Consider the following 20,082-nt stretch of genomic DNA (forward strand, 5'->3'; position numbering starts at 1 on the left):
AACCGATTGATGGCTCACGTTACTCTCTCCGACATCCGCAAAAGCTATGGCGCGGTCAAAACCATTCACGGCATCGATCTCGCCATTAAGGACGGCGAGTTTGTTGTGCTTGTCGGGCCTTCCGGCTGCGGCAAGTCGACCCTGTTGCGGATGATAGCCGGTCTCGAAACGATTACCGGCGGAGAGCTCAGGATCGGTGAACGGGTCGTCAACGATCTCGATCCCAAGGACCGCGATATTGCCATGGTGTTCCAGTCCTATGCCCTATATCCGCATATGACGGTGGCCAGCAATATGGGCTTTTCGCTAGAGCACCGCGGCTCGAGCAAGCAGGAAATTGCTGAAAAGGTGAACTGGGCAGCGGATATTCTTGGCCTTGCGCAGCTGCTCGACCGTTATCCGCGCCAGCTTTCCGGCGGCCAGCGCCAGCGCGTTGCGATGGGCCGCGCCATTGTGCGCAATCCGCAGGTGTTCCTGTTCGATGAGCCCCTGTCAAACCTTGATGCGAAGTTGCGCGTCGTCATGCGCGGCGAGATCAAGGCACTGCACCAGAAGCTGAAGACCACCACGATCTATGTGACGCACGACCAGGTCGAGGCGATGACGATGGCCGACAGGGTCGTGGTTCTCAATGGCGGCAGGGTCGAGCAGATCGGCACGCCGCTCGAACTTTACGACCGCCCGGCAAATCAGTTCGTTGCGGGCTTCATCGGTTCGCCATCGATGAACTTCCTGACCGGCGCGATAACTGAAAGAGGTTTTGAAACCGCAGGTATCGTGTTGCCCTTGCCAGTTTCCGCGGCCGGCTTTGCCGGCAAACAGGCCGTTTACGGCATCCGCCCGGAACACTTCCTGCTTGATGCCGGCGGCGTGCCTGCCGAGATAATACTGGTTGAACCATTAGGATCGGAAACGCAGGTCACCATGAAACTCGGCGATACCAAGGTACTCGGCGTCTTTCGGGAACGCATAGGGCAGGCAGTCGGCGACAGCATCATGGTCTCGCCGACACTTAACTGCGTCCATCTGTTTTCGAGTGAAGACGGAGCACGGCTGAACTGATCACGGGGCCATCTGCCTCTTGCGCGGCCCGAAAGATCAGATACTAGACTGCCAGGGAAAACCTCGCAGTCCAGCTGTTCCCATGGCTCACCCCATGACGGCTTTCAAAGAAAGCTGCTCTCGAAGAGCTCGCCTGAATAGGCCGCGTGGGTGATGCCCGCTTCAAGATCGGCCTTGGTCAACTCATCGACAAAAACACCATTCTGCATGACCAGAACGCGGTCGCACATATGGGCTATAACCGACAGGTCGTGGCTGACGAGAACGAAGGTGAGGTTCTGCTCGTCGCGCTGATCGGCCAGCAGGTTCAGGATTTCCGCCTGAATGGAGACGTCGAGAGCGGATGTCGGCTCGTCGAGAAGCAGGATCGGCGGCTTGAGGATAAGCGCGCGGGCGATCGCAACACGCTGACGCTGGCCTCCGGACAGTTCGTGCGGGAAGCGCTCGGCAAAATGCGCGGGCAGGCCAACCTGCTGCAGCGCGGCCGGAACCTTCGACCAGCCGTCACCGAGCCCCATGGAGCGGATCGGTTCGGCAAGAGCCCGGCCGATGCGGTGGCGTGGGTGCAGGGAACCATAGGGGTCCTGGAACACCATCTGCGCCAGCTTCAGCTCGTCGCGGCTACGGACTTTGCCCACAGGCTTGCCTTCGAAAGAGATCGATCCGGTCCAGCCGGATTCCAGGCCGGCAAGCGATCGCAGCAATGTCGACTTGCCGCAACCGCTTTCGCCAACGATGCCGAGTGTCTCGCCTCGGTTGACCCGAAAGCTGACGTCGCGCACGACGTGATTGCGGTTTTCCTTCGTGCCGTAGACGACATCCAGCTTGTCTACCGTGATCATCGCATCACCTCCGCATCGATTGCCTGGCGATCCAGCACCTTGAGGCGCCGGACCGGATTGCGGGGATCGGGCATGGCCGCGATCAGGCCCCGTGTATAGGGGTGTTGCGCATCTTCGAGCTTGGAAAGCGTCTCCACGACGCGTCCGCCATACATGACCAGCACGCGTTCGCAAAAGGCCGCGACCATGCGGATATCGTGACTGATGAGGATGAGGCCCGAATTGTTTTCGCGCACCATCTCGTCCAGAAGCAGAAGGACATCCTTGCGGACGCTGACATCGAGTGCTGAGGTCGGTTCGTCGGCGATGACCAGCTTGGGTTTGGCAAGCAGCATCATGGCGATCATCACGCGCTGTCCCATGCCGCCTGAGATCTGGTGGGGATAAAGCCCCATCACGCGGTCAGGATCGTTGATGCGCACGCGCAGCAGCATGTCGCGCGCGGCATTTCTGGCGGCCTTGCCCTTGAGGGCCAGATGCAGCTCGGCCGCTTCCGCCACCTGCTTTCCGATCGGCAGGACCGGATTGAGGGAATAACGCGGGTCCTGCATGATGAGCGCCATCTCGCTGCCGCGGATCGCACCCATCTGGCGCTCGGATTTTTCAAGCAGGGGTTCGGAGAGGAAATCCATCCGTTCTGCCGTCACCGTGGCGCTCTTGGGCAGAAGGCGCATGGCGGCACGGCCGGTCGTGGACTTTCCGGACCCGGATTCGCCGACGATACCGACACGCTCGCGTCCGACGTCGAAGTTGACATTGGAGACGGCGGGGATGGCGTTGCGGCCAAAGCGAACGTTAAGATCGCGGACCGAAAGAATGGGAGAGCTATCAGGAACGGGCATGACGCGGATCCAGTAGGTCGCGCAGCGTATCGCCAGCGATGTTGAAGGCAAGGCTCGTCAAAAGGATCGCGATGCCGGGCATGACGGCGACCCACCAGTAATCGAGCATGAATTTACGGCCGCTGGAAATCATCGCCCCCCATTCAGGAAGCGGCGGCTGAGCGCCAAGACCGAGGAAGCCAAGCGAGGCGGCCGTCAGGATGATACCGGCCATATTCAATGTCAGTCTGACGATGACCGAGGGAATGCACATCGGAGCGATATAAAGAAACAGGATGCGCATCGGCGAGGCCCCGTAGAGGCGTGCGGCCGCAACATAGTCGGTGTTGCGCACGACCAGCGCTTCGGCCCGCGCCAGACGCGCGATGGGCGGCCAGGCGGTCAGCGAGATCGCGATGATTGCGGTGCCGAGACCGGCTCCCATTGCAGCAGCAAAGGCAAGTGCCAGAACGAGCGAAGGGAAGGAAAGGACAATATCGGTCGCGCGCATCAGAATGGCGTCGGTTCTGCCGCCGAAGAAACCGGCCATGACACCGATTGCAAGGCCGATAGGGCCGACGATGACCGAGACCGACAAGACGGTCTGGATCGTGATGCGGGTGCCATAGACGAGGCGGCTGAAAATGTCTCGGCCAAATTCGTCGGTTCCCGCCAGATGCGCCCAGCTGGGAGGCTGAAGCGCATTGTCGAGCACCTGGCGCACCGGATCATATGGCGCAATCAGGGGAGCGAAAATGGCAACCACGACCAGAATGGCGAGAATGGCAAAGCCGAACATTCCAAGTGGCTCGTCGCCAAGCTTCCGCAGCGTCCGCGCCGTCGTTGTGGATATCCGAGACAACGCGCTGCGGCTCCGCACGGGAGTGTTCTGAGTTATATCGGTCATCGAGCGACCTCCCGTGTCCGCGGGTCAAGCGTGGTGTAGGCCACGTCTGCGAGGAAGTTGAGCATCATGAAGATGAAGCCGATGACGATCGTGGCTGCGAGGATCGCATTCATGTCACCGATAAGCAGTGCATTCGTCATGTATTGTCCGATGCCGGGCCAGGAAAAGACGATTTCGGTCACAACGGCGCCTTCCAGCAGGTTGCCATAGGAGATGGCGAGAACGGTGATCAGCTGAACCGCGATATTCGGCAGTACATGGCGGGTTACGGTGCGCGCCGGGCTGACGCCTTTCGCACGCGCCGCAATCACGTAATCCTGGCTAAGCTGTTCGAGGGTGAAGGCGCGGGTCATGCGGGTAATGTAGGCCATTGCCATATAGGCAAGGATGATCGCCGGCAGCATGATATGCGCGAGCGCATTCCAGAAAATCTCTGTCTCACCTGCGAGAAGAGTGTCGACCAGCATCAGCCCTGTTCTCGGCTCCACGAGGCCTTCGTAAAAGACGTCCACGCGACCGGGCCCGGCGACAAGGTTGAGATTCGCATAAAAAATCACGAGCCCGACGATACCGAACCAGAATACGGGTATCGAATGCCCCACCAGCGCAAAGACACGTGCGAACTTGTCGATGAACGTGTCGCGAAACAGGGCCGCGGAGAGACCGAGCGGGACGCCGATGACGGTGGAGATGATGATTGCCAGCGTTGCAAGCTCAAGCGTCGCCGGGAAGGCTTGCGCCAGGTCCCGCGTTACCGGGTTTCCGGTCAGAATAGCTATACCGAAATCGCCGTGCAGCAGGCCGCGGAGATAGATGAAAAACTGCTGGTAGAGAGGGAGATCAAGCCCAAGCCGAGCCCGCATGGCTTCATAGGCCTTGGGATCTGCAAGCTCACCGACGATTGCCCCGACCGGATCGGTCGGCATCACCCGGCCAATGATGAAGGTGATGCAGAGCAGGATGAAGAGGCTGACGACAAGTTGCAGGAAGCGATGTCCAAGCCCGCGCAATGAAATTTCAGTCATCGCAAATCGCACTTCCACGAGAAAACGCTGTCAGCGATGCCACTTTTTGAACGGCTCGCCGCAGACGAGCAATTCTACCCTGCAAAAACTTTTGATGGTACTTCATCCCAACTCCTCCCTGAGCTAACATGAAAACATATGACGTAACGCCACGTCATCATATGAGTAACGAAGGGATTCGTTTTCTGCAAGAGGGAAGAGTGGCATGATGGGCGATAGGGAAAAGCCGCGGGAGCGGCGGGCACAACAGATCATCGATAATCTCAGTGCAGAAATTCGCAGTGGAAAACTGAAGAACGGCGATCAGCTTCCCACGGAACCGCAGCTTGAGCGCACCTACGGCGTGAGCCGCACAGTGGTTCGCGAGGCGATCGCGGATCTGCGCTCTTCCGGCTATGTCATTCCCATCCATGGCAAGGGCGTGTTCGTCAGCAATGTCAGCGAGTGGGCGGGTGTGAAGCTGACGCAATCCGAAGTTGGCACAATTGCAGAAACGCTGGAAATGCTTGAGTTTCGGCTCGCAACCGAAGGCGAAGCAGCGGCAATTGCCGCCTATCGCCGCACAGCCCAGCAGGAAGCGGCGATTTCCGCAGCCCATCGGAAAATGGGCCGGGCCATCGATGCGGGCGAAAGCACCGTCAGTGCCGATTACGAGTTTCACACGGCCATTGCGATAGCGACCAACAACCGGTTCTATCTCGAGGCACTGCGCCAGTTCGGGTCACGCTCGATACCGCGCGGTCAGTTTCCAACCCTGCCGGAGACGGGCGACGCGGATTATCTGCGCAAAGTGCAGGCCGAGCATGAGGCAATCCTGCGCGCCATCGTAGAGCAGGATCCGGATGCCGCGCGGAAAGCCATGCGCGATCATATGCTTGCGAGCCAGCGTCGATACAGGTTGCTTTCCGAGGCGCAATAGCATCTCGACACTCATCTTATTTCGTGCGATGTCATATGATGACTAGCATGGAGTGAGGAGAGAATCGATGTATGTCGGCACCCAGGTGACAGCGCGCGATGACGAGGATTTCAAGGTTTGGGCGCAGCTTGGCGTCAAGAATATCAACGCCGATCCGCCTGGTGCACCCGCAAGCTGGACCTTTGAGGATTTTGAGCGCCACCGTGACAAGGTCGAGAGCTTTGGCCTCGTGCTCGACATGGTGCAATTGCCGTTGCCATCAAGGCCGATCGAACAGGCATCGTTTCCCGATATCCTGCTTGCCGGGCCAGAACGCGACCGGCAGATCGATGCCGTCTGCAGAATGATTGAGGATATCGCCAGGGCCGGCATCCCGGCGGCGAAATACAACCTCAATCTCATCGGCATCCCGCGCACTGAAATGGAGCGTGGGCGTGGTGGTTCGCTTAATGAAGCCTGGCGATGGGACAAGGCGGACCATGACGCGGCTCCGGGCCTTGCCGGTGTTCTATCAGAGGACGAAAACTGGGAACGCATCGACTATTTCCTCGAACGCGTGGTGCCGGTTGCCGAAAGCAACAAGGTCCGGCTCGCCTGCCATCCGCATGACCCCTACACCCCGCCCGGCTACAAGGGTGTCACCCGGGTGCTCGGCACAGTCGAGGGCCTGAAGAAATTCGTGCAGATGCGGGAAAGCCCTTATCACGGACTGAATTTCTGCCAGGGATCGATCGGCGAGATGCTCGACAATCCGCGCGAGGAGATCGACGAGATCATCCGCTGGTTTGGCAGCCGCGACAAGATATTCAATGTCCATTTCCGCAACATCAGCGGCGGCAAGCTGTCGTTCATGGAAACGTTTCCCGACGAGGGTGACATGGACATGGTCCGTTCGCTGAAGCTCTACCATGAACTCGGCTATCGCTATATGATCATGCCCGATCATGTGCCGACGATTGCGGGCCGCGATCCCGTCGGTGTCGCCTTTGCGTTTTGCTACGGCTACATCGCCGCGCTCATCGAGGCGCTTAATAACAACCATCTTTGACTGTTTCAGGCCGGTTGGCGCACGTGGCGCTGCCGGCTTGCAATTACCGATCTGTAGGAGGAGCAGGTATGAAAAAATCGATGATCCGTCTCGCATTCACCACCGTTCTGGGCGCCATGTTGGTGCAGGCGTCGCCGGTGGCGGCCAAGACCCCCAACGACCAGCTCGTTGTCGGGACATCGCTTGCCCAGGTGCTGTCGCTAGACCCGCATCAGGCCACCGAAGCGAAAGCCAACGAAATCATGGCCAATCTTTACGATCGGCTGATCTCGGTTGATGGCTCGGGGAAGGTTTCGCCGCAGCTGGCAGAGCGCTGGGAGACAGATGACAAGGGCATCACGTTTCATCTTCGCGCCGCCAACTTTGCGTCGGGCAATCCCGTTACCTCCGCAGATGTGGTCTATTCGTTCAGCCGCCTTTTGAAGATGAATCAGGCGGCGGCCGCCAACCTCAAGCGCGTCGGTTACAACGCGGAAAATGTCGACAAGCTGGTGAGCGCCCCGGACGAAAAGACGGTCCGTATCGAACTGTCAGGGCAAACGACCTCCGAACTGCTGCTCTATCGTCTGGCGATGGTCATTGCCAGTGTCGTCGACAGCAAGGAGCTCAAGTCCCATGAAGTTGATGGCGACTGGGGCAATGCGTGGCTCAGAACAAATTCCGCCGGTTCAGGCCCCTTCACCCTCAATCGCTGGTCGCCGAACGAAATCATCATTCTTGAGGCCAACAAGGACTATGTAGCCGGCAGCCCGAAAATGCGCCGCGTGATCGTCCGGCATGTACCGGAAAGCCAGGTGGAGCGCCTGATGCTGGAGCGAGGCGACATCGACATTGCCAGCGCACTGACGGCATCCGACCTTGCGACCTTCAACAACAAGGAAGGTTTTCAGATCCAGCGCGTGCCGACGGGTGGTTTCTACGTCCTGTCCATGAATGCCGGCAAGGAGCCTCTTTCCAACCCCAAGGTTCGCGAAGCAATTGCTTACGGCATCGACTACAAGGGAATGGAAAAGACCATCATGGGCCCCTATGGCAGGGCGCGCACGGTGCCGGTTCCGGAGAATTTCGAATATGCCATTCCAAGCCCCGACTGGAAGCTTGATGTCGAGAAAGCGAAATCTCTTCTGAAGGAAGCCGGTTATGAGAATGGCTTCACGCTTGATCTGAAGACAATTGCCCAAACGCCGCGCATCGATCTTGCTACGGCCATCCAGGCATCGCTCAGCCAGGTCGGTATCAAGGTGAACATTCAGCAGGGTAACGGTTCGGACGTGATTGCCGCTCACCGTGCGCGGGACTTCGATCTGCTTATTCCGCAGACGGGCGCATATATGCCCAACGTCCTCGGCTCGATGGAGCAGTTCTCCAGTAACCCCGACAACTCGCTTGCTGCCAACAATGCCGGCAATTTCGTCTGGCGCTCTGCCTGGGACATTCCGGAACTGACGGCTCTGACCGCAAAGGCTTCCCTTGAGCCCGATGCCAAGAAACGTGGGGAAATCTACACCCAGATGCAGGAAATGTTCGTCGCGCAGAAGCCAGCCGTTCTGCCTCTCTTCGAGAGATACGAGCCGATCGTTTTGACGTCGCGCGTCAAGGATTATGTCGGTCACCCCAGCCAGACGACGCGACTGGAAACCGTGACGAAGCAGTGACTGCAAACCACTAGACGGAAAACATGTGACGGGCGGTGAATTTACCGCCCGTTTTTTGTGGGTCCCTCGACTGCTTGCTGGCCAATTAAGACCGGGCCGCCGTGCGAACTATTACGCCCGCATCCTTGAATTCTTGGGGTTTTCGCGATGGCTCTAGCGGGTTAGACCGTGCAGCGATCGACTCTTTCCCAGAGCGGGATTCCCAAACCCCGCTCGCTCACATTCCATTAAATGCGTTGGCACCATGAGCTTCCCACAGATAAAACTTCCCGCAAGGCCGCTCAGTTTGAAGCGCGGTGTCATTTCGGTACCGGCGGCCTATTACTTTTCCATCCCCGTGCTGCTGGTGATTACAGTCGTCCTGCTCGTGGCCGAAGGCCCGGGTGTGTTGCGCGACTATCAGATCAGCCGCGACCCGCTGGAGATCGAAAGCGGCGACATCAACGGCAGTTGCAAGACCCGCAAGGCGATCTTCACGAATTGCGAAGCGGAGCTTTCCTACGACCATGGCGGTGTGAGCTACAAGAAGGATGTCGAGGTCATGTTCGTCGATTTCCATTCCGGCGACTATGAAACCGGTCTGGTCATTTCGGCGAAGAATCCCGAACTTGCAACGATTTCACTTGGCCTCGATATGCTCTGGAACCGGATCATAACCCTGGGCGTGTTCGTTGCCCTGCTCGGTTTCGGCTGTTTCGCACTGCTGCTTGCACTTATCCGCACCTTGCGGGCTCGTCTGCGTCTGCGGCACCCGGCGCCATTGACTGTTATTCCGGTGGCGCTGACGGCGGTCGCCGAAAAACGCAGCCGTCTCTTCGTGACCTATGCCGATACGGTCAGGGAAGGGAAGACGAAGAGGCAATCCTTTACCTACCTGGAGAGAGGGCGAATCCCGGTCGTCGTCGGCCACACCGGCAAACACGATGTCGCACTGGCGGTCTGGCACGGTGAAACCCCGCTGCCTGTTCTGCTTGACGATCAGCTGGAGCGAATTGACCTATCGGAACAGGAAAGAGCGGAAGCACTTGCCTCGCTCGAACCGGTGCTTGCGAACCGTGGGCAGGAGGGCGTATCCGCCCCCGGCGCGGCGGTGACAAAGGCCCCAAGCCTTGCGCGACGGCTGGCAACGTTCGTTGCAATTGTCGCCTTTATCGTCGTTGCAACCTTGGGGTACTGGCTGTGGTACGTCACCAGCGCGCCTTCGCAATTCAACTCTCCGGGCATGGACCTCAACAACATGATGCCCGCGGCGCTCAACGAGTGGGGCTGCGCGCGTCTGCAGGAGCGTTTTGCTGATGGTCCGGCACCTTTCGGTTGTGCCGGGGACGATTTTCGAAGCTGGAAATAAAGGCTTTCTCTCTTGGCGTTTATTGGGCCGGTCGCAAGAGCTTGATGGGCTGGCGCGTCGGCCCGGCGTCTCCTGGCTCTTTGTCGATGAGATCGATCAATTATCCAAAGTTGCATTAGAGATTTATAAATAAACCAACTCCATAGTGCGATCGTGGGCGGTTCTCGAGGCTGGGAGAGTGCATCATGTTCACAGTTCTGGAATGCGTTGCGGTACAACACGATCATGCGATCGTGCTGCTTGCAGCGGTTATTTGCCTGCTTGGCATGCATGCTTTCTTCCATTTGTTGTTGCGTGCGGAAGAAAGCCCGGCTGGCCGCAAGCCTTATTGGGTGCTGGTTGCCGCCTTTGCAGCGGGGCTCAGCGTCTGGGCCACGCATTTCGTTGCCATGCTTGCTTATAAGGGTTCAGTCCCGATCGGCTTTGATTTCCAGTTCACGGCGCTGTCGGCGGTTCTGGCCGTTCTGGGGTTCTGGCTGGCGCTCAGGGCGCGCTCGCAGGCGAGCTACAGTCCCGTTATCGTCGGAACGCTGGTTACCCTTTCGGTTGCCGTCATGCATTTCGTCGGCATGGCGGGCATGGATGTGGCCGCTACGATCAGCTATCGCTGGGGCCCCGTTTTGGGTGGCTTTGCCGTTGCCTGGGTATTTTTTCTGCTGGCCTTTTTCCTGTTCCTTCGTTCCGCCGCATGGAAACGCATCGTCATTCCGGCCGGATGTTCGATCTTGGCAATCTGCGCTTTGCATTTCACCGCCATGTCGGCCACGATCCTGTCGCCGGATCCGTCCGTCGCTGGCCCGGATCCCGACAATCTGGCCAGAGTAATCATGATTGCTGCCGTTTCGGGCGTGACTTTCCTGGTCCTCGCAGCCACTGCCACCGCCGCTCTCGTTGACCGTTACCTTGTCGATCTCAAGGGCCTTGTGGATGCGACGCTGGATGGTCTTGCCGTGGTCCGTGATGGCCGTATTGTTGAGCTGAATACCCGTTTTGCCGGGCTTGTCGGCAGCGATGAGGCATCGCTGATGGGTAAAAATCCAGATGATCTCTTCAAGGCCATGGACGGACAGCCCACCTATCTGCCGCGCCTCGCGCCGGTTGAGGCAATCCGCGAACGCAGCGACCGGCCGCAGGTGTTCGAGCTTGCCGTGCGCACAATCGAGTATCGCGGCCATCCTTGCGAAGTGCTGGCCATCCGCGACCTGACGGAAAAGCGAGAGGCGCAAAGGGAGATCGAATATCTGGCCCGCCACGATGTGCTGACCGGCCTTTCGAACCGCACCATGTTCCAGACGCGGCTGCACCAGCAGATCGAACATTGCGACGCGGAGGATGAGTTTGCCTTGCTGGCGCTTGATCTCGACCGGTTCAAGGCGGTCAACGACATTTTCGGCCATGCCGAGGGCGACCGGGTGCTGAAAAAAGTTGCGACCATCCTCGATGAATGCGCAAGGCCGGGAGATATCGTCGCCCGTCTCGGGGGCGATGAATTCGTTATCCTGACTGCCCGGCACACCAAATCGGAGGAGGCACGTCTGCTTGCCGAGACAATCCTTGCCATGTTCGGGTTGAAAATGAATGCGGCCAACGACCCGACCGCTGTCGGCGTCAGCATCGGCATCGCTGTTTTTCCGCGGGACGGGAACAGCAACGAAAGCATCTTGCACGCCGCTGATCTGGCGCTTTACCGCGCCAAGATGGGCGGGCGCGGAATATTGTCCTTTTATGATCCCCTGATGGATCAGGAGGCCCGCGAGCGCCGCCAGCTCGAAACTGATCTGCGGCTCGCCATCAACCGCAACGAATTGGTGTTGAACTATCAACCTGTCCTTTCCGTCGAATGTGGTCAGGTCGTCGGTTATGAGGCGCTGGTACGCTGGCAGCATCCGACAAGGGGTGTCGTACCTCCGGATGTCTTCATTCCGATTGCAGAGGAAAGCGGGATCATCATCTCGCTCGGCGAATGGGTGCTGCGCGAGGCCTGCCGCCAGGCGAGCACCTGGGCGCCGCACCTGAAAATCGCTGTCAATGTTTCACCATTGCAGTTTTCGCTCGCAAATCTCGGCCATGTGGTCTGCACGGTTCTCATGCAGTCCGGCCTTTCGCCGAACCGGCTGGAACTCGAGATCACCGAAGCCGCGTTGCTGAAGGACCGCAAGGCGACGCTGATCATCCTCAACCAGTTGAAGGCGCTGGGTGTGGCCATCGTCATGGATGATTTCGGCACCGGTTATTCCTCGCTCAGCAACTTGCAGAGCTTCCCCTTCGACAAGATCAAGATCGACCGCAGCTTCATCGCCGCCATGAGCGAGGATGATAATGCCCGCGCCATCGTGCGCGCGGTGATCGGCCTCGGTCGCAGCCTCGACCTGCCGGTTACGGCGGAGGGTATCGAAACCGACGCACAATATCGCATGGTTGTCGATGAAGGTTGCGCGCAGGCGCAGGGTTATCTCTTCGGCAGGCCGGATGTGGCTCCTGCCGCGGCGGCAAGTACCGGCAAGCGGAAGAAACATTCCGTCTGAAAGAGGAGTGCGGCGGCGTGATGCCGTCGTAATTCCATTCTCCTACGCCAATGGAACGAGAGCGAACGCAGATCGTTAGGATTGTGTGTGGTGCGTCCGTGTCGCCACCGCCGCAGCCGGCGGCAGACGACAGCCGTGACCTTCCGATGATGAATTCGCTGGTCATGAGACGCACCAAGGATGGAATTCTATCTCTGGGAGAAACCAATGACAGACCGCCTTGAGCCGCAGGACCCGAGCAACCAGTATCCGCGCCCGCCCTTTTCAACGCCGACTCAGGAAATGCCGGGGCTGGTCACGAACATGATGCCTTTCCCTGATCATGGTGAAAAGACCTATCGCGGCAGCGGCAAGCTTGCTGGGCGCAAGGCGCTCATAACCGGCGGTGATTCCGGCATCGGTCGCGCCGTGGCAATTGCCTTTGCGCGAGAGGGTGCAGATATCGCGATATCCTATCTGCCGGAGGAAGAATCGGACGCCGAAGAGGTGGTAGCACTTATCGAAGCGGAAGGCCGCGTGGCGGTCGCCTTACCCGGAGATATTACCGATGAGGCATGGTGCCGCGAACTGGTTGAAAAAGCGGTAGGTGATCTCAACGGCCTCGATATTCTTGTGATCAATGCCGCAAGACAACAATATCGCGAGGGTATCGCCGAGCTGTCGACTGAAGATTTCGACCGCACGATGAAGACCAATCTCTACGCGCTGCACTGGATTGCGCAGGCCGCCGTCCCTTATCTTGAGCCCGGATCGTCGGTAATCACCACTGCATCTATACAGGCCTATGAGCCGTCTCCCATTCTTCTTGATTATGCCACTACGAAAGCCGGCATCGTTGCCTATACGAAAGCGCTCGCCAAACAGCTTATCGAAAAGGGCGTTCGGGCAAATGTCGTCGCGCCTGGTCCCATCTGGACGGTTTTGCAGCCAAGCGGCGGGCAGCCGGACGAAAAGGTCAGGAATTTCGGTAAGGACAGCGATTTTGGCCGTCCAGGCCAGCCTGTGGAACTGGCACCGGTCTATGTGCTGCTGGCTTCGCAGGATGGCAGCTTCATCAATGGCGAGGTCTATGGTGTGACCGGAGGCCGGGGCGTTGCCTGATCGGCTTTGAGGACTTGATATGAAACGACAGACAGAACGTTCAGACAGAGATGTGAAGCCCTTCGATGTCCGCGACCGGCTGATACTGGCGCTTTATGCGCAGCTGAAGGCCGAGCGGCAAACGCGCGAGGCCATGGAATGGGTCATCCGCAATGGCGGGCTTTCGCCAGAGGTCCTGGAGGCAATGGCATCCGACCCTGTGCCGGTGTTGGCGGAGGCGGACGTTCCCGCTATCGAGCGCATCCTTGCTGCGGACCGGGGCAGAGGCCAATCCTCTCAAGATGACAATGGGCGGCCATCATGAACCGGAGAGCGAGCTGGAAGGGTCATCTGACATTCGGCGATTTCACCTGTGAAATCGGTCTCTATTCCGCGCTCACTTCATCGGAAAAAATCTCCTTCAACATCGTCAACCGAAAGACCGGCCATCGCGTCGAAAGGCAATATGTCGATAGCGATACCGGCGACGCTGTCGACCGCGAGGATCAGGTCAAGGGATATGAACTCGACAATGGCGACCATATCGTCATCGAGGGAGATGAGATCGCAACGCTGATGCCGGAAAACGACAAGGTCATCCGCATCAAGCATTTTCTGAGCCACGACGAGATCGACAAGCTCTATTTCGACAAATCCTATTATCTGGCGCCGACGCAGGAAGGTGGCGAAGAGGCTTTGACGCTGCTGGCAAAAGCCATGGACGACGAGAAGGTCTCGGCACTTGGCGAAGCGGTACTCTTTCGCCGAAACCGCGTGCTGTTGATCCGTCCAAGCGGCAAGGCGCTCGTGGCGACGACCTTGAATTTCGGCTACGAGGTTCGCTCGCAAACCACTGTTTTCAAGTCCATTCCAGATATTCAGTTCGATGAAGAGATGCTTGAACTCGCCGGTCACATCATCGGGAAACGGGCAGGCACATTCGATCCGGCGGAATATACCGATCGTTACAATGATGCGCTGGCGGAACTGGTGAAGGCGAAGATCGAGGGCAGGGAAATCAGCAAACAGCCGCCGCGCAAGCAAGATAACATCATCGACTTGAAGGAGGCTTTGCGCCGCAGCGCCGGTGACGGCGACAGCGGAAAATCTACCGCTGGTGCGGGGCGCAAATCCTCCCGGAAAGCGAGCTGATCCATGGGTTTGCAGAGCTATAACGCCAAGCGCAGTTTCGACAAGACGCCGGAGCCGAAGGGCGACAAGGTCGATGCGCAGGGATCGAGTTTCGTCATACAGAAGCACGATGCCCGCCGGCTGCATTACGATTTCCGGCTGGAGATGGACGGCGTCCTTAAAAGCTGGGCGGTAACCCGCGGGCCGAGCCTTGACCCGGAGGACAAGCGCCTTGCGGTGCATGTCGAGGACCACCCTCTAAGCTACGGCGACTTCGAAGGCGTAATCCCGAAAGGTCAATATGGCGGCGGCACCGTCATTCTTTGGGATCGTGGTGTCTGGCGCCCGATTGGCGACGCGAAGAAAGGCTACCGCAAAGGCCATCTCGAATTCGAACTGGAGGGCGAAAAGCTTAAAGGCCGCTGGCATCTTGTGCGTATGCATGGAAAGCCCGGTGAAAGCCGTGAAAACTGGCTGCTGATCAAGGGCGACGACGAAGAGGCAAGGCATGATGGCGGCGCCGATATTCTGGAGGAGCGGCCGGAATCCGTGAAGACTGGCCGAAGTGTTGAAGACGTTGCCGCCAAGCCGAAGGACACCTGGAATTCGAAGCCCGTATCGAAAAAGACCGTTAGTTTTTCCTCGGGCAAAAAACAGGCGCATGCCCTGCCGAAAGGTGCCCGCAAACAGGCGCTCCCATCCTTCGTGCCGCCGGCACTTGCGACGCTGAAACCCAAGCCACCGGAAGGCTCCCGCTGGCTGCATGAGATCAAGTTCGACGGCTATCGCCTGCAGGTCCGTATCGACCACGGCAAACTCCAGCTTCTGACCCGTAGCGGACTGGACTGGACCGAAAAGTTCGGCGATGCCGTGGCTCGAGCGCTCAAGTCGCTGCCGGTCGAAACACTGATGATCGACGGCGAAATCGTGGTGGAACGGGACAGCGGCGCCTCGGATTTCTCAGCCTTGCAAAAGGACTTGAGCGAAGGGCGCAGCGACCGCTTCGTTTTTTATGCCTTCGATCTCCTGTATCTGGATGGCACGGATTTGCGCGGGGCGGCGCTGACGGATCGCAAGGCGCTACTGGAAAAGCTGTTGCCCGCCAGCAACCCGCATCTTCGCTACAGCGAACATTTCGAGGAAAGCGGCGGGCTTGTTCTCGATCATGCCTGTCGCCTCAGCCTCGAGGGCGTTATCTCCAAGGTCAAGGACAGCAAATACGTCTCGGGCCGCAAGGGTAACTGGGTGAAATCCAAATGCTCGATGCGGCAGGAATTCGTCATCGGTGGCTATACCCTGTCATCCGCGTCGGACAATGCCATCGGCTCGCTGGCGCTCGGCGTCTATGAGGAAGGCAAGCTGCGTCATGTCGGCCGCGTCGGCACCGGCTATACCGCTGACATTGCCGAAATGCTGCTTGGCCGCCTGAAACCGCTCGGCATCGATGACAGCCCTTTCGGCGAAAAGCTCACGGCACTTGCGCGCCGCGACCTGCATTACGTCAGGCCGGAACTGGTTGCAGAAGTGGAGTTTCGTGCCTGGTCCGGAGATGGCAATCTGCGCCATGCATCATTCCGCGGCTTGCGGGAAGACAAGCCGGCGGGTGAAATCGAACGCGAGGATAAGGCAGTGTCGGAACAAGGGACGCCGCAGTCAAAGATCAAGTTCACCCATCCGGAACGGCTTTATTGGCCGGGCGATGGCGTGACCAAGGAAGGGCTTGCCGATTATTACACGCAGGTCTGGCGCTATATGGCCCCCTTTGTCGTCAACCGGCCTCTGGCGCTGCTGCGTTGTCCTGAAGGGATCGATGGTCAGCGTTTCTTCCAGAAACACGCCTGGCGCGGTGTGAACAAGGCGATAGAACAGATCAAGGATCCGAAGGACAAGGGCGGGGAACCGCTTATCAGGATTACGGATTTCGATGGCATGATGGCCCTGGTCCAGTCCGCTGCGCTTGAAATTCACCCATGGGGGGCGACAACCGCGAACTGGGAAAAGCCTGACATGATCACCATGGATATAGACCCCGGCGAGGACGTGTCATGGCAGGAGGTAATCGGCGCGGCACTGGAACTGAAGCGGCGTTTCGAAGATGCCGGTCTGGCCGCTTTCGTGAAAACCTCCGGCGGCAAGGGGTTGCATGTCGTGGCACCCTTGAAACCGGAAGCGGGATGGCCGGCCTTGAAGGCCTTTGCAAAGACCATGGCGGATGACATTGCCAAGGCGGAGCCGGAGAAATATCTTGCGGTGGCAACCAAAGCGAAACGCCAGGGCCGCATCTTCCTCGACTATCTGCGTAATGGCAGGGGCAATACGGCTGTTGCGCCCTATTCGACACGTGCCCGACCCGGAGCCGCCATTTCAGCGCCAATCGAATGGGCGGAACTCTCAGATGAGATAGGTCCGGCACACTTCACGGTCAGCAATATCGGCGCGCGCCTTTCTGCCCTGAAGAAGGATCCATGGGACGGCTTTTTCGCTGCCGCGCGACCCCTGCCGAAAAAGGCCCGATGAGCGTCAGCCTTTCTTGTCCGAGGCAAGGCTTTTCTTCAAGGCATCCATGATGTTGATGACATTGCCGCCGGTCCGGGTTTTCGTGCCGGTCTTCTTTTCCGGGGAAGATACGGTCTTGCTCTTGGTTTTTAGCAAAGCGCTGATCTTTTTCTGGATCGGATCCTGCACCAGCGCCGGTTTCCATCCCGTCATCTGTTTGCCGATGCGTTTTTCCATCGCGTCCAGCAGCGGCTTTTCGAATTTCATCTTCGGATCCAGCGCGTCGATGCTTTCGCGCACTTCCTCGCCATAGTGCAGGGTCCACAGAATGATGCCCTTGCCTGACGGTTCCAGCAGAACCGCTCTTTCGCGGCGATAGAGAACAAGCCGCGCAATGCCGACAACGCCGTTTGCCCGCATGGCTTCCCGGATCACGCTGAAGGCTTCCGTGCCGATCTTGTCTTCCGGGCGCAGGAAGTGCGGCCGGTCGTACCATATCCAGTCGATAGAACCTGTGGGTACGAAGGTCTGTATGTCGATGGTGCGGGTGCTTTCGAGCGCGACCGCATCGATCTCGTCATCCTCCAGCAACACATAATCGTCTTCGGCGCGGGGAAACCCCTTCACCTGGTTCTTTGCGGCCACCGGCTTGTGGGTAACGCTGTCGACATATCGGCTTTCGACGCGATTGCCGGTTTTGCGGTTGAGAACGTGGAAGCGGTATTTGTTGCTTTCGGTTGTGGCAGGCGTCAGCGAAACTGCGGCCGTCACCAGCGACAGCTTCAGATAGCCCTTCCAGAAAACCTGCCGTGCCATGATCCGCGATCCGCCTTGTCGCCTGTTGTCTCCCGGATCAACAACCACAGGGTGGCTTTTGTTCCGGGAGCTTTGGCAGAGAGGGCAGTACTCTGTCTCAACCGAACAACGATGTAAGACCATAGACAGATGCGGATATCAGGGCAGCGGCCGGCATGGTCACGACCCAGGCAATGACGATATTGCCCGCAAGGCCCCAACGCACCGCCGAGACGCGACGTGCGGCACCGACGCCGATGATGGCGCCGGTGATCGTATGGGTGGTGGACACCGGAATGCCGAGCCACGTCGCGCCGAAAAGTGTCAGCGCACCGCCGGTTTCGGCGCAGAACCCCTGCATCGGGTTCAGCCTGGTGATTTTCGACCCCATGGTGTGCACGATGCGCCAGCCGCCGAACAGTGTGCCGAGCGCCATGGCCGACTGGCACGAGATCACCACCCAGAACGGCACGTAGAAGCTCTCTCCAAGATGCCCCTGGCTGAACAGCAGCACAGCGATGATGCCCATGGTCTTCTGTGCGTCATTGCCGCCGTGGCCGAGCGAATAGAGCGAGGCGGAAATGAACTGCATGATGCGGAAGGTACGATCCACGGCGAAGGGTGTCTGGCGCACGAACAGCCAGGAGACGGCAAGCACCAGCAGCAGTGCCAGGAAAAAGCCGATGGCCGGCGACATGAAGATCGCGCCCACGGTTTTCAGAAGACCCGACCAGACGATGGAATTGAAACCGACCTTCGCAAAGCCCGCACCGACGAGACCGCCGATCAAGGCATGTGACGAGCTGGAGGGAATGCCGAAAATCCAGGTTACGATATTCCAGACGATGGCGCCCATCAATGCCGCGAAGATGACCTGCGGGGAAACGATGGCCGGATCGATGATGCCGGTGCCGAGCGTTTCGGCCACATGCAGGCCGAAGAACAGGAAGGCGATGAAATTGAAGAAGGCCGCCCATGCCACCGCATATTGCGGGCGCAATACACGGGTGGAGACGATGGTGGCGATGGAATTTGCGGCGTCGTGGAGACCGTTCAGAAAATCGAAGAACAGCGCGATGGCGATAAGGCCGACAAGCAGCGGCAGTGCAAGCGCGACATCCATCAGACGTTCTCGATAACGATGCCGCTGATCTCGTTCGCCACGTCCTCGAAGCGGTCGACGACCTTTTCGAGTTCGCCGTAGATCTCGCTGCCGATCATATAGGCCATGGCATTGCCGGTCGCACCATGGCGCCGGAAGAGGTCCTTCAGGCCCTGGTCATGAAGCTCGTCGGAGCGCCCTTCGACGCGGGTAACCTCTTCGGCAATCACCGACAGGCGCTGGGCATTGGTGCCGACCTTTTCCAGAAGCGGGATGGCTTCGGCGACGAGGCTTGCCGCACGCACGATCTCGTGGCCCATCTCGCGCATCAGCGGGTCGAATTCGGTTTGCTCGAACAGCCGGATCGTCTTGACGGTCTTGTGCATCATGTCGATGGCGTCATCCATGGACTGGATGAGGTCCTTGATATCGCCACGATCAAAGGGCGTTATGAAGCTGCGGCGCACCGCAAGCAGAACGTCGCGGGTAATATCATCCGCCTGGTCTTCGAGGGCGACGATAAGGTCGCAGTTTTTCTCAACGTCGACGCCGCTCAGAAGGTGGTCCAGAGCTGCGGCGGCTTTGACGACCGTTTCCGAATGTTTGCTAAACATGTCGAAGAAACGGTCCTCGCGCGGCATCAGCTTGCGAAAAATGCTCATCATGCGAATTGGCCCTCAATGGCGCTTTATTAGTTGTGGGGGGTGATTGTCATAAAACTGTCATAAATGCACGCGGGGCATTGATGCAACCCGGAAAATCGGCAGTATCAACGGATATGAAATCCATGAAGAAAAGCCGGAAAGCCCGTCCGGCGCGTTCCCTGACATTGCTTCAGCAACTTGCTGCTGTTCCTGAAAAGCTGTTCACCGGCTCTTTCCGGCAGCAATATGCCGCCTTATGCTTCCGTTATACCGGAAGCGGCGAAGAGGTCGAAATCCTCGTCGTCACCTCCCGCACCAGCGCACGCTGGATCATTCCGCGCGGCTGGCCGATGAAACGCAAGAAGCCGCATGAGGCTGCCGCGATCGAGGCGTGGGAGGAAGCGGGCGTTCGTGGCCGCGTGAGGAAGGACGCCGTTGGCCGCTACACCTATCTCAAGATGCTCGACAACGGCGATGTCGTTCCCTGCGTTGTCGATGTCTTCCAGATCGAGATCACCGGGGAGGAAACGAGTTTCAAGGAGCGCGGCGAACGCCTTCTGGAATGGGTTCGCCCGGACGAGGCAGCAAGGCGCGTCCGGGAAATCGAACTGAAATCGCTTCTGGTCGACTTCCGCCCGAGGGGGAAGAGGAAACGCCTGACCGAAGAAAAGTCCTAACGGCA

The 20,082-nt window shown here is 58.7% G+C and carries 18 protein-coding genes; 11 read left to right on the top strand and 7 right to left on the bottom strand.

The window, feature by feature from the left end; translation table 11 throughout:
* Nucleotides 1-9 precede the first annotated feature (9 nt).
* Entirely contained in the window at nucleotides 10-1,062 is a 1,053-nt protein-coding gene (locus GH784_RS08615) for an ABC transporter ATP-binding protein (protein ID WP_112200584.1), read from the top strand.
* Nucleotides 1,063-1,166: 104 nt separating this feature from the next.
* Here GH784_RS08615 and GH784_RS08620 read toward each other — a convergent pair whose 3' ends face one another.
* The 4 genes from GH784_RS08620 to GH784_RS08635 are packed head-to-tail and all read right to left on the bottom strand — an operon-like array spanning nucleotide 1,167 to nucleotide 4,657.
* Complete coding sequence (locus GH784_RS08620) at nucleotides 1,167-1,904, bottom strand: ABC transporter ATP-binding protein (RefSeq protein ID WP_013761142.1); 738 nt, start codon at nucleotides 1,902-1,904, stop codon at nucleotides 1,167-1,169.
* Nucleotides 1,901-2,746 (bottom strand): ABC transporter ATP-binding protein, encoded by an 846-nt coding sequence (locus GH784_RS08625; RefSeq protein WP_025594967.1) that lies wholly within the window; start codon nucleotides 2,744-2,746, stop codon nucleotides 1,901-1,903. Before GH784_RS08625 ends, GH784_RS08620 begins: the two co-directional genes overlap by 4 nt.
* Nucleotides 2,733-3,632 (bottom strand): ABC transporter permease, encoded by a 900-nt coding sequence (locus GH784_RS08630; RefSeq protein ID WP_013761140.1) that lies wholly within the window; start codon nucleotides 3,630-3,632, stop codon nucleotides 2,733-2,735. The genes GH784_RS08625 and GH784_RS08630 overlap by 14 nt, the downstream gene beginning before the upstream one ends.
* Nucleotides 3,629-4,657, bottom strand: coding sequence for an ABC transporter permease (locus tag GH784_RS08635; protein ID WP_065660278.1), 1,029 nt, complete (start codon nucleotides 4,655-4,657; stop codon nucleotides 3,629-3,631). Before GH784_RS08635 ends, GH784_RS08630 begins: the two co-directional genes overlap by 4 nt.
* Before the next feature lie 205 nt (nucleotides 4,658-4,862).
* Here GH784_RS08635 and GH784_RS08640 point away from each other — a divergent pair, with 205 nt between their 5' ends.
* The 9 genes from GH784_RS08640 to ligD all read left to right on the top strand — a co-directional run bounded on the left by GH784_RS08640 (nucleotide 4,863) and on the right by ligD (nucleotide 16,880).
* Complete coding sequence (locus GH784_RS08640) at nucleotides 4,863-5,576, top strand: FadR/GntR family transcriptional regulator (protein WP_004431172.1); 714 nt, start codon at nucleotides 4,863-4,865, stop codon at nucleotides 5,574-5,576.
* A gap of 67 nt (nucleotides 5,577-5,643) precedes the next feature.
* On the top strand, nucleotides 5,644-6,624 hold the full coding sequence (locus GH784_RS08645) for a mannonate dehydratase (RefSeq protein ID WP_013761138.1): 981 nt from the start codon (nucleotides 5,644-5,646) through the stop codon (nucleotides 6,622-6,624).
* A 116-nt stretch (nucleotides 6,625-6,740) separates the two neighbouring features.
* On the top strand, nucleotides 6,741-8,279 hold the full coding sequence (locus GH784_RS08650) for an ABC transporter substrate-binding protein (RefSeq protein ID WP_410170279.1): 1,539 nt from the start codon (nucleotides 6,741-6,743) through the stop codon (nucleotides 8,277-8,279).
* Between the two features lie 244 nt (nucleotides 8,280-8,523).
* Nucleotides 8,524-9,627 (top strand): hypothetical protein, encoded by a 1,104-nt coding sequence (locus GH784_RS08655; protein WP_153793348.1) that lies wholly within the window; start codon nucleotides 8,524-8,526, stop codon nucleotides 9,625-9,627.
* A 185-nt stretch (nucleotides 9,628-9,812) separates the two neighbouring features.
* The gene (locus tag GH784_RS08660) at nucleotides 9,813-12,152 is read left to right on the top strand and encodes a bifunctional diguanylate cyclase/phosphodiesterase (RefSeq protein ID WP_111800786.1); all 2,340 of its coding nucleotides are present in this window, start codon (nucleotides 9,813-9,815) and stop codon (nucleotides 12,150-12,152) included.
* A 207-nt stretch (nucleotides 12,153-12,359) separates the two neighbouring features.
* A complete protein-coding gene (locus tag GH784_RS08665; RefSeq protein WP_153793349.1) occupies nucleotides 12,360-13,253 on the top strand; it encodes an SDR family oxidoreductase in 894 nt (297 codons plus the stop codon).
* Between the two features lie 19 nt (nucleotides 13,254-13,272).
* Nucleotides 13,273-13,557, top strand: a complete 285-nt coding sequence (locus GH784_RS08670) for a hypothetical protein (RefSeq protein ID WP_111804004.1) — start codon at nucleotides 13,273-13,275, stop codon at nucleotides 13,555-13,557.
* The gene (ku, locus tag GH784_RS08675; RefSeq protein WP_013761132.1) at nucleotides 13,554-14,384 is read left to right on the top strand and encodes a non-homologous end joining protein Ku; all 831 of its coding nucleotides are present in this window, start codon (nucleotides 13,554-13,556) and stop codon (nucleotides 14,382-14,384) included. Before GH784_RS08670 ends, ku (GH784_RS08675) begins: the two co-directional genes overlap by 4 nt.
* A 3-nt stretch (nucleotides 14,385-14,387) precedes the next feature.
* Nucleotides 14,388-16,880 (top strand): DNA ligase D, encoded by a 2,493-nt coding sequence (gene ligD / locus GH784_RS08680; protein WP_153793350.1) that lies wholly within the window; start codon nucleotides 14,388-14,390, stop codon nucleotides 16,878-16,880.
* 3 nt (nucleotides 16,881-16,883) lie between these two features.
* On the opposite strand, the gene ku (GH784_RS08685) is transcribed toward ligD, so the two are convergent.
* The 3 genes from ku (GH784_RS08685) to GH784_RS08695 all read right to left on the bottom strand — a co-directional run bounded on the left by ku (GH784_RS08685) (nucleotide 16,884) and on the right by GH784_RS08695 (nucleotide 19,421).
* Nucleotides 16,884-17,675 (bottom strand): non-homologous end joining protein Ku, encoded by a 792-nt coding sequence (gene ku, locus GH784_RS08685; RefSeq protein WP_065660285.1) that lies wholly within the window; start codon nucleotides 17,673-17,675, stop codon nucleotides 16,884-16,886.
* A gap of 97 nt (nucleotides 17,676-17,772) precedes the next feature.
* Entirely contained in the window at nucleotides 17,773-18,777 is a 1,005-nt protein-coding gene (locus GH784_RS08690; protein WP_004431194.1) for an inorganic phosphate transporter, read from the bottom strand.
* Entirely contained in the window at nucleotides 18,777-19,421 is a 645-nt protein-coding gene (locus GH784_RS08695) for a DUF47 domain-containing protein (protein ID WP_004431197.1), read from the bottom strand. Before GH784_RS08695 ends, GH784_RS08690 begins: the two co-directional genes overlap by 1 nt.
* Before the next feature lie 113 nt (nucleotides 19,422-19,534).
* Here GH784_RS08695 and GH784_RS08700 point away from each other — a divergent pair, with 113 nt between their 5' ends.
* Entirely contained in the window at nucleotides 19,535-20,077 is a 543-nt protein-coding gene (locus GH784_RS08700; RefSeq protein WP_065660287.1) for an NUDIX hydrolase, read from the top strand.
* The last annotated feature ends 5 nt before the right edge of the window (nucleotides 20,078-20,082 follow it).

Source organism: Agrobacterium tumefaciens, from assembly GCF_009649785.1.
GTDB lineage: Bacteria > Pseudomonadota > Alphaproteobacteria > Rhizobiales > Rhizobiaceae > Agrobacterium > Agrobacterium tumefaciens.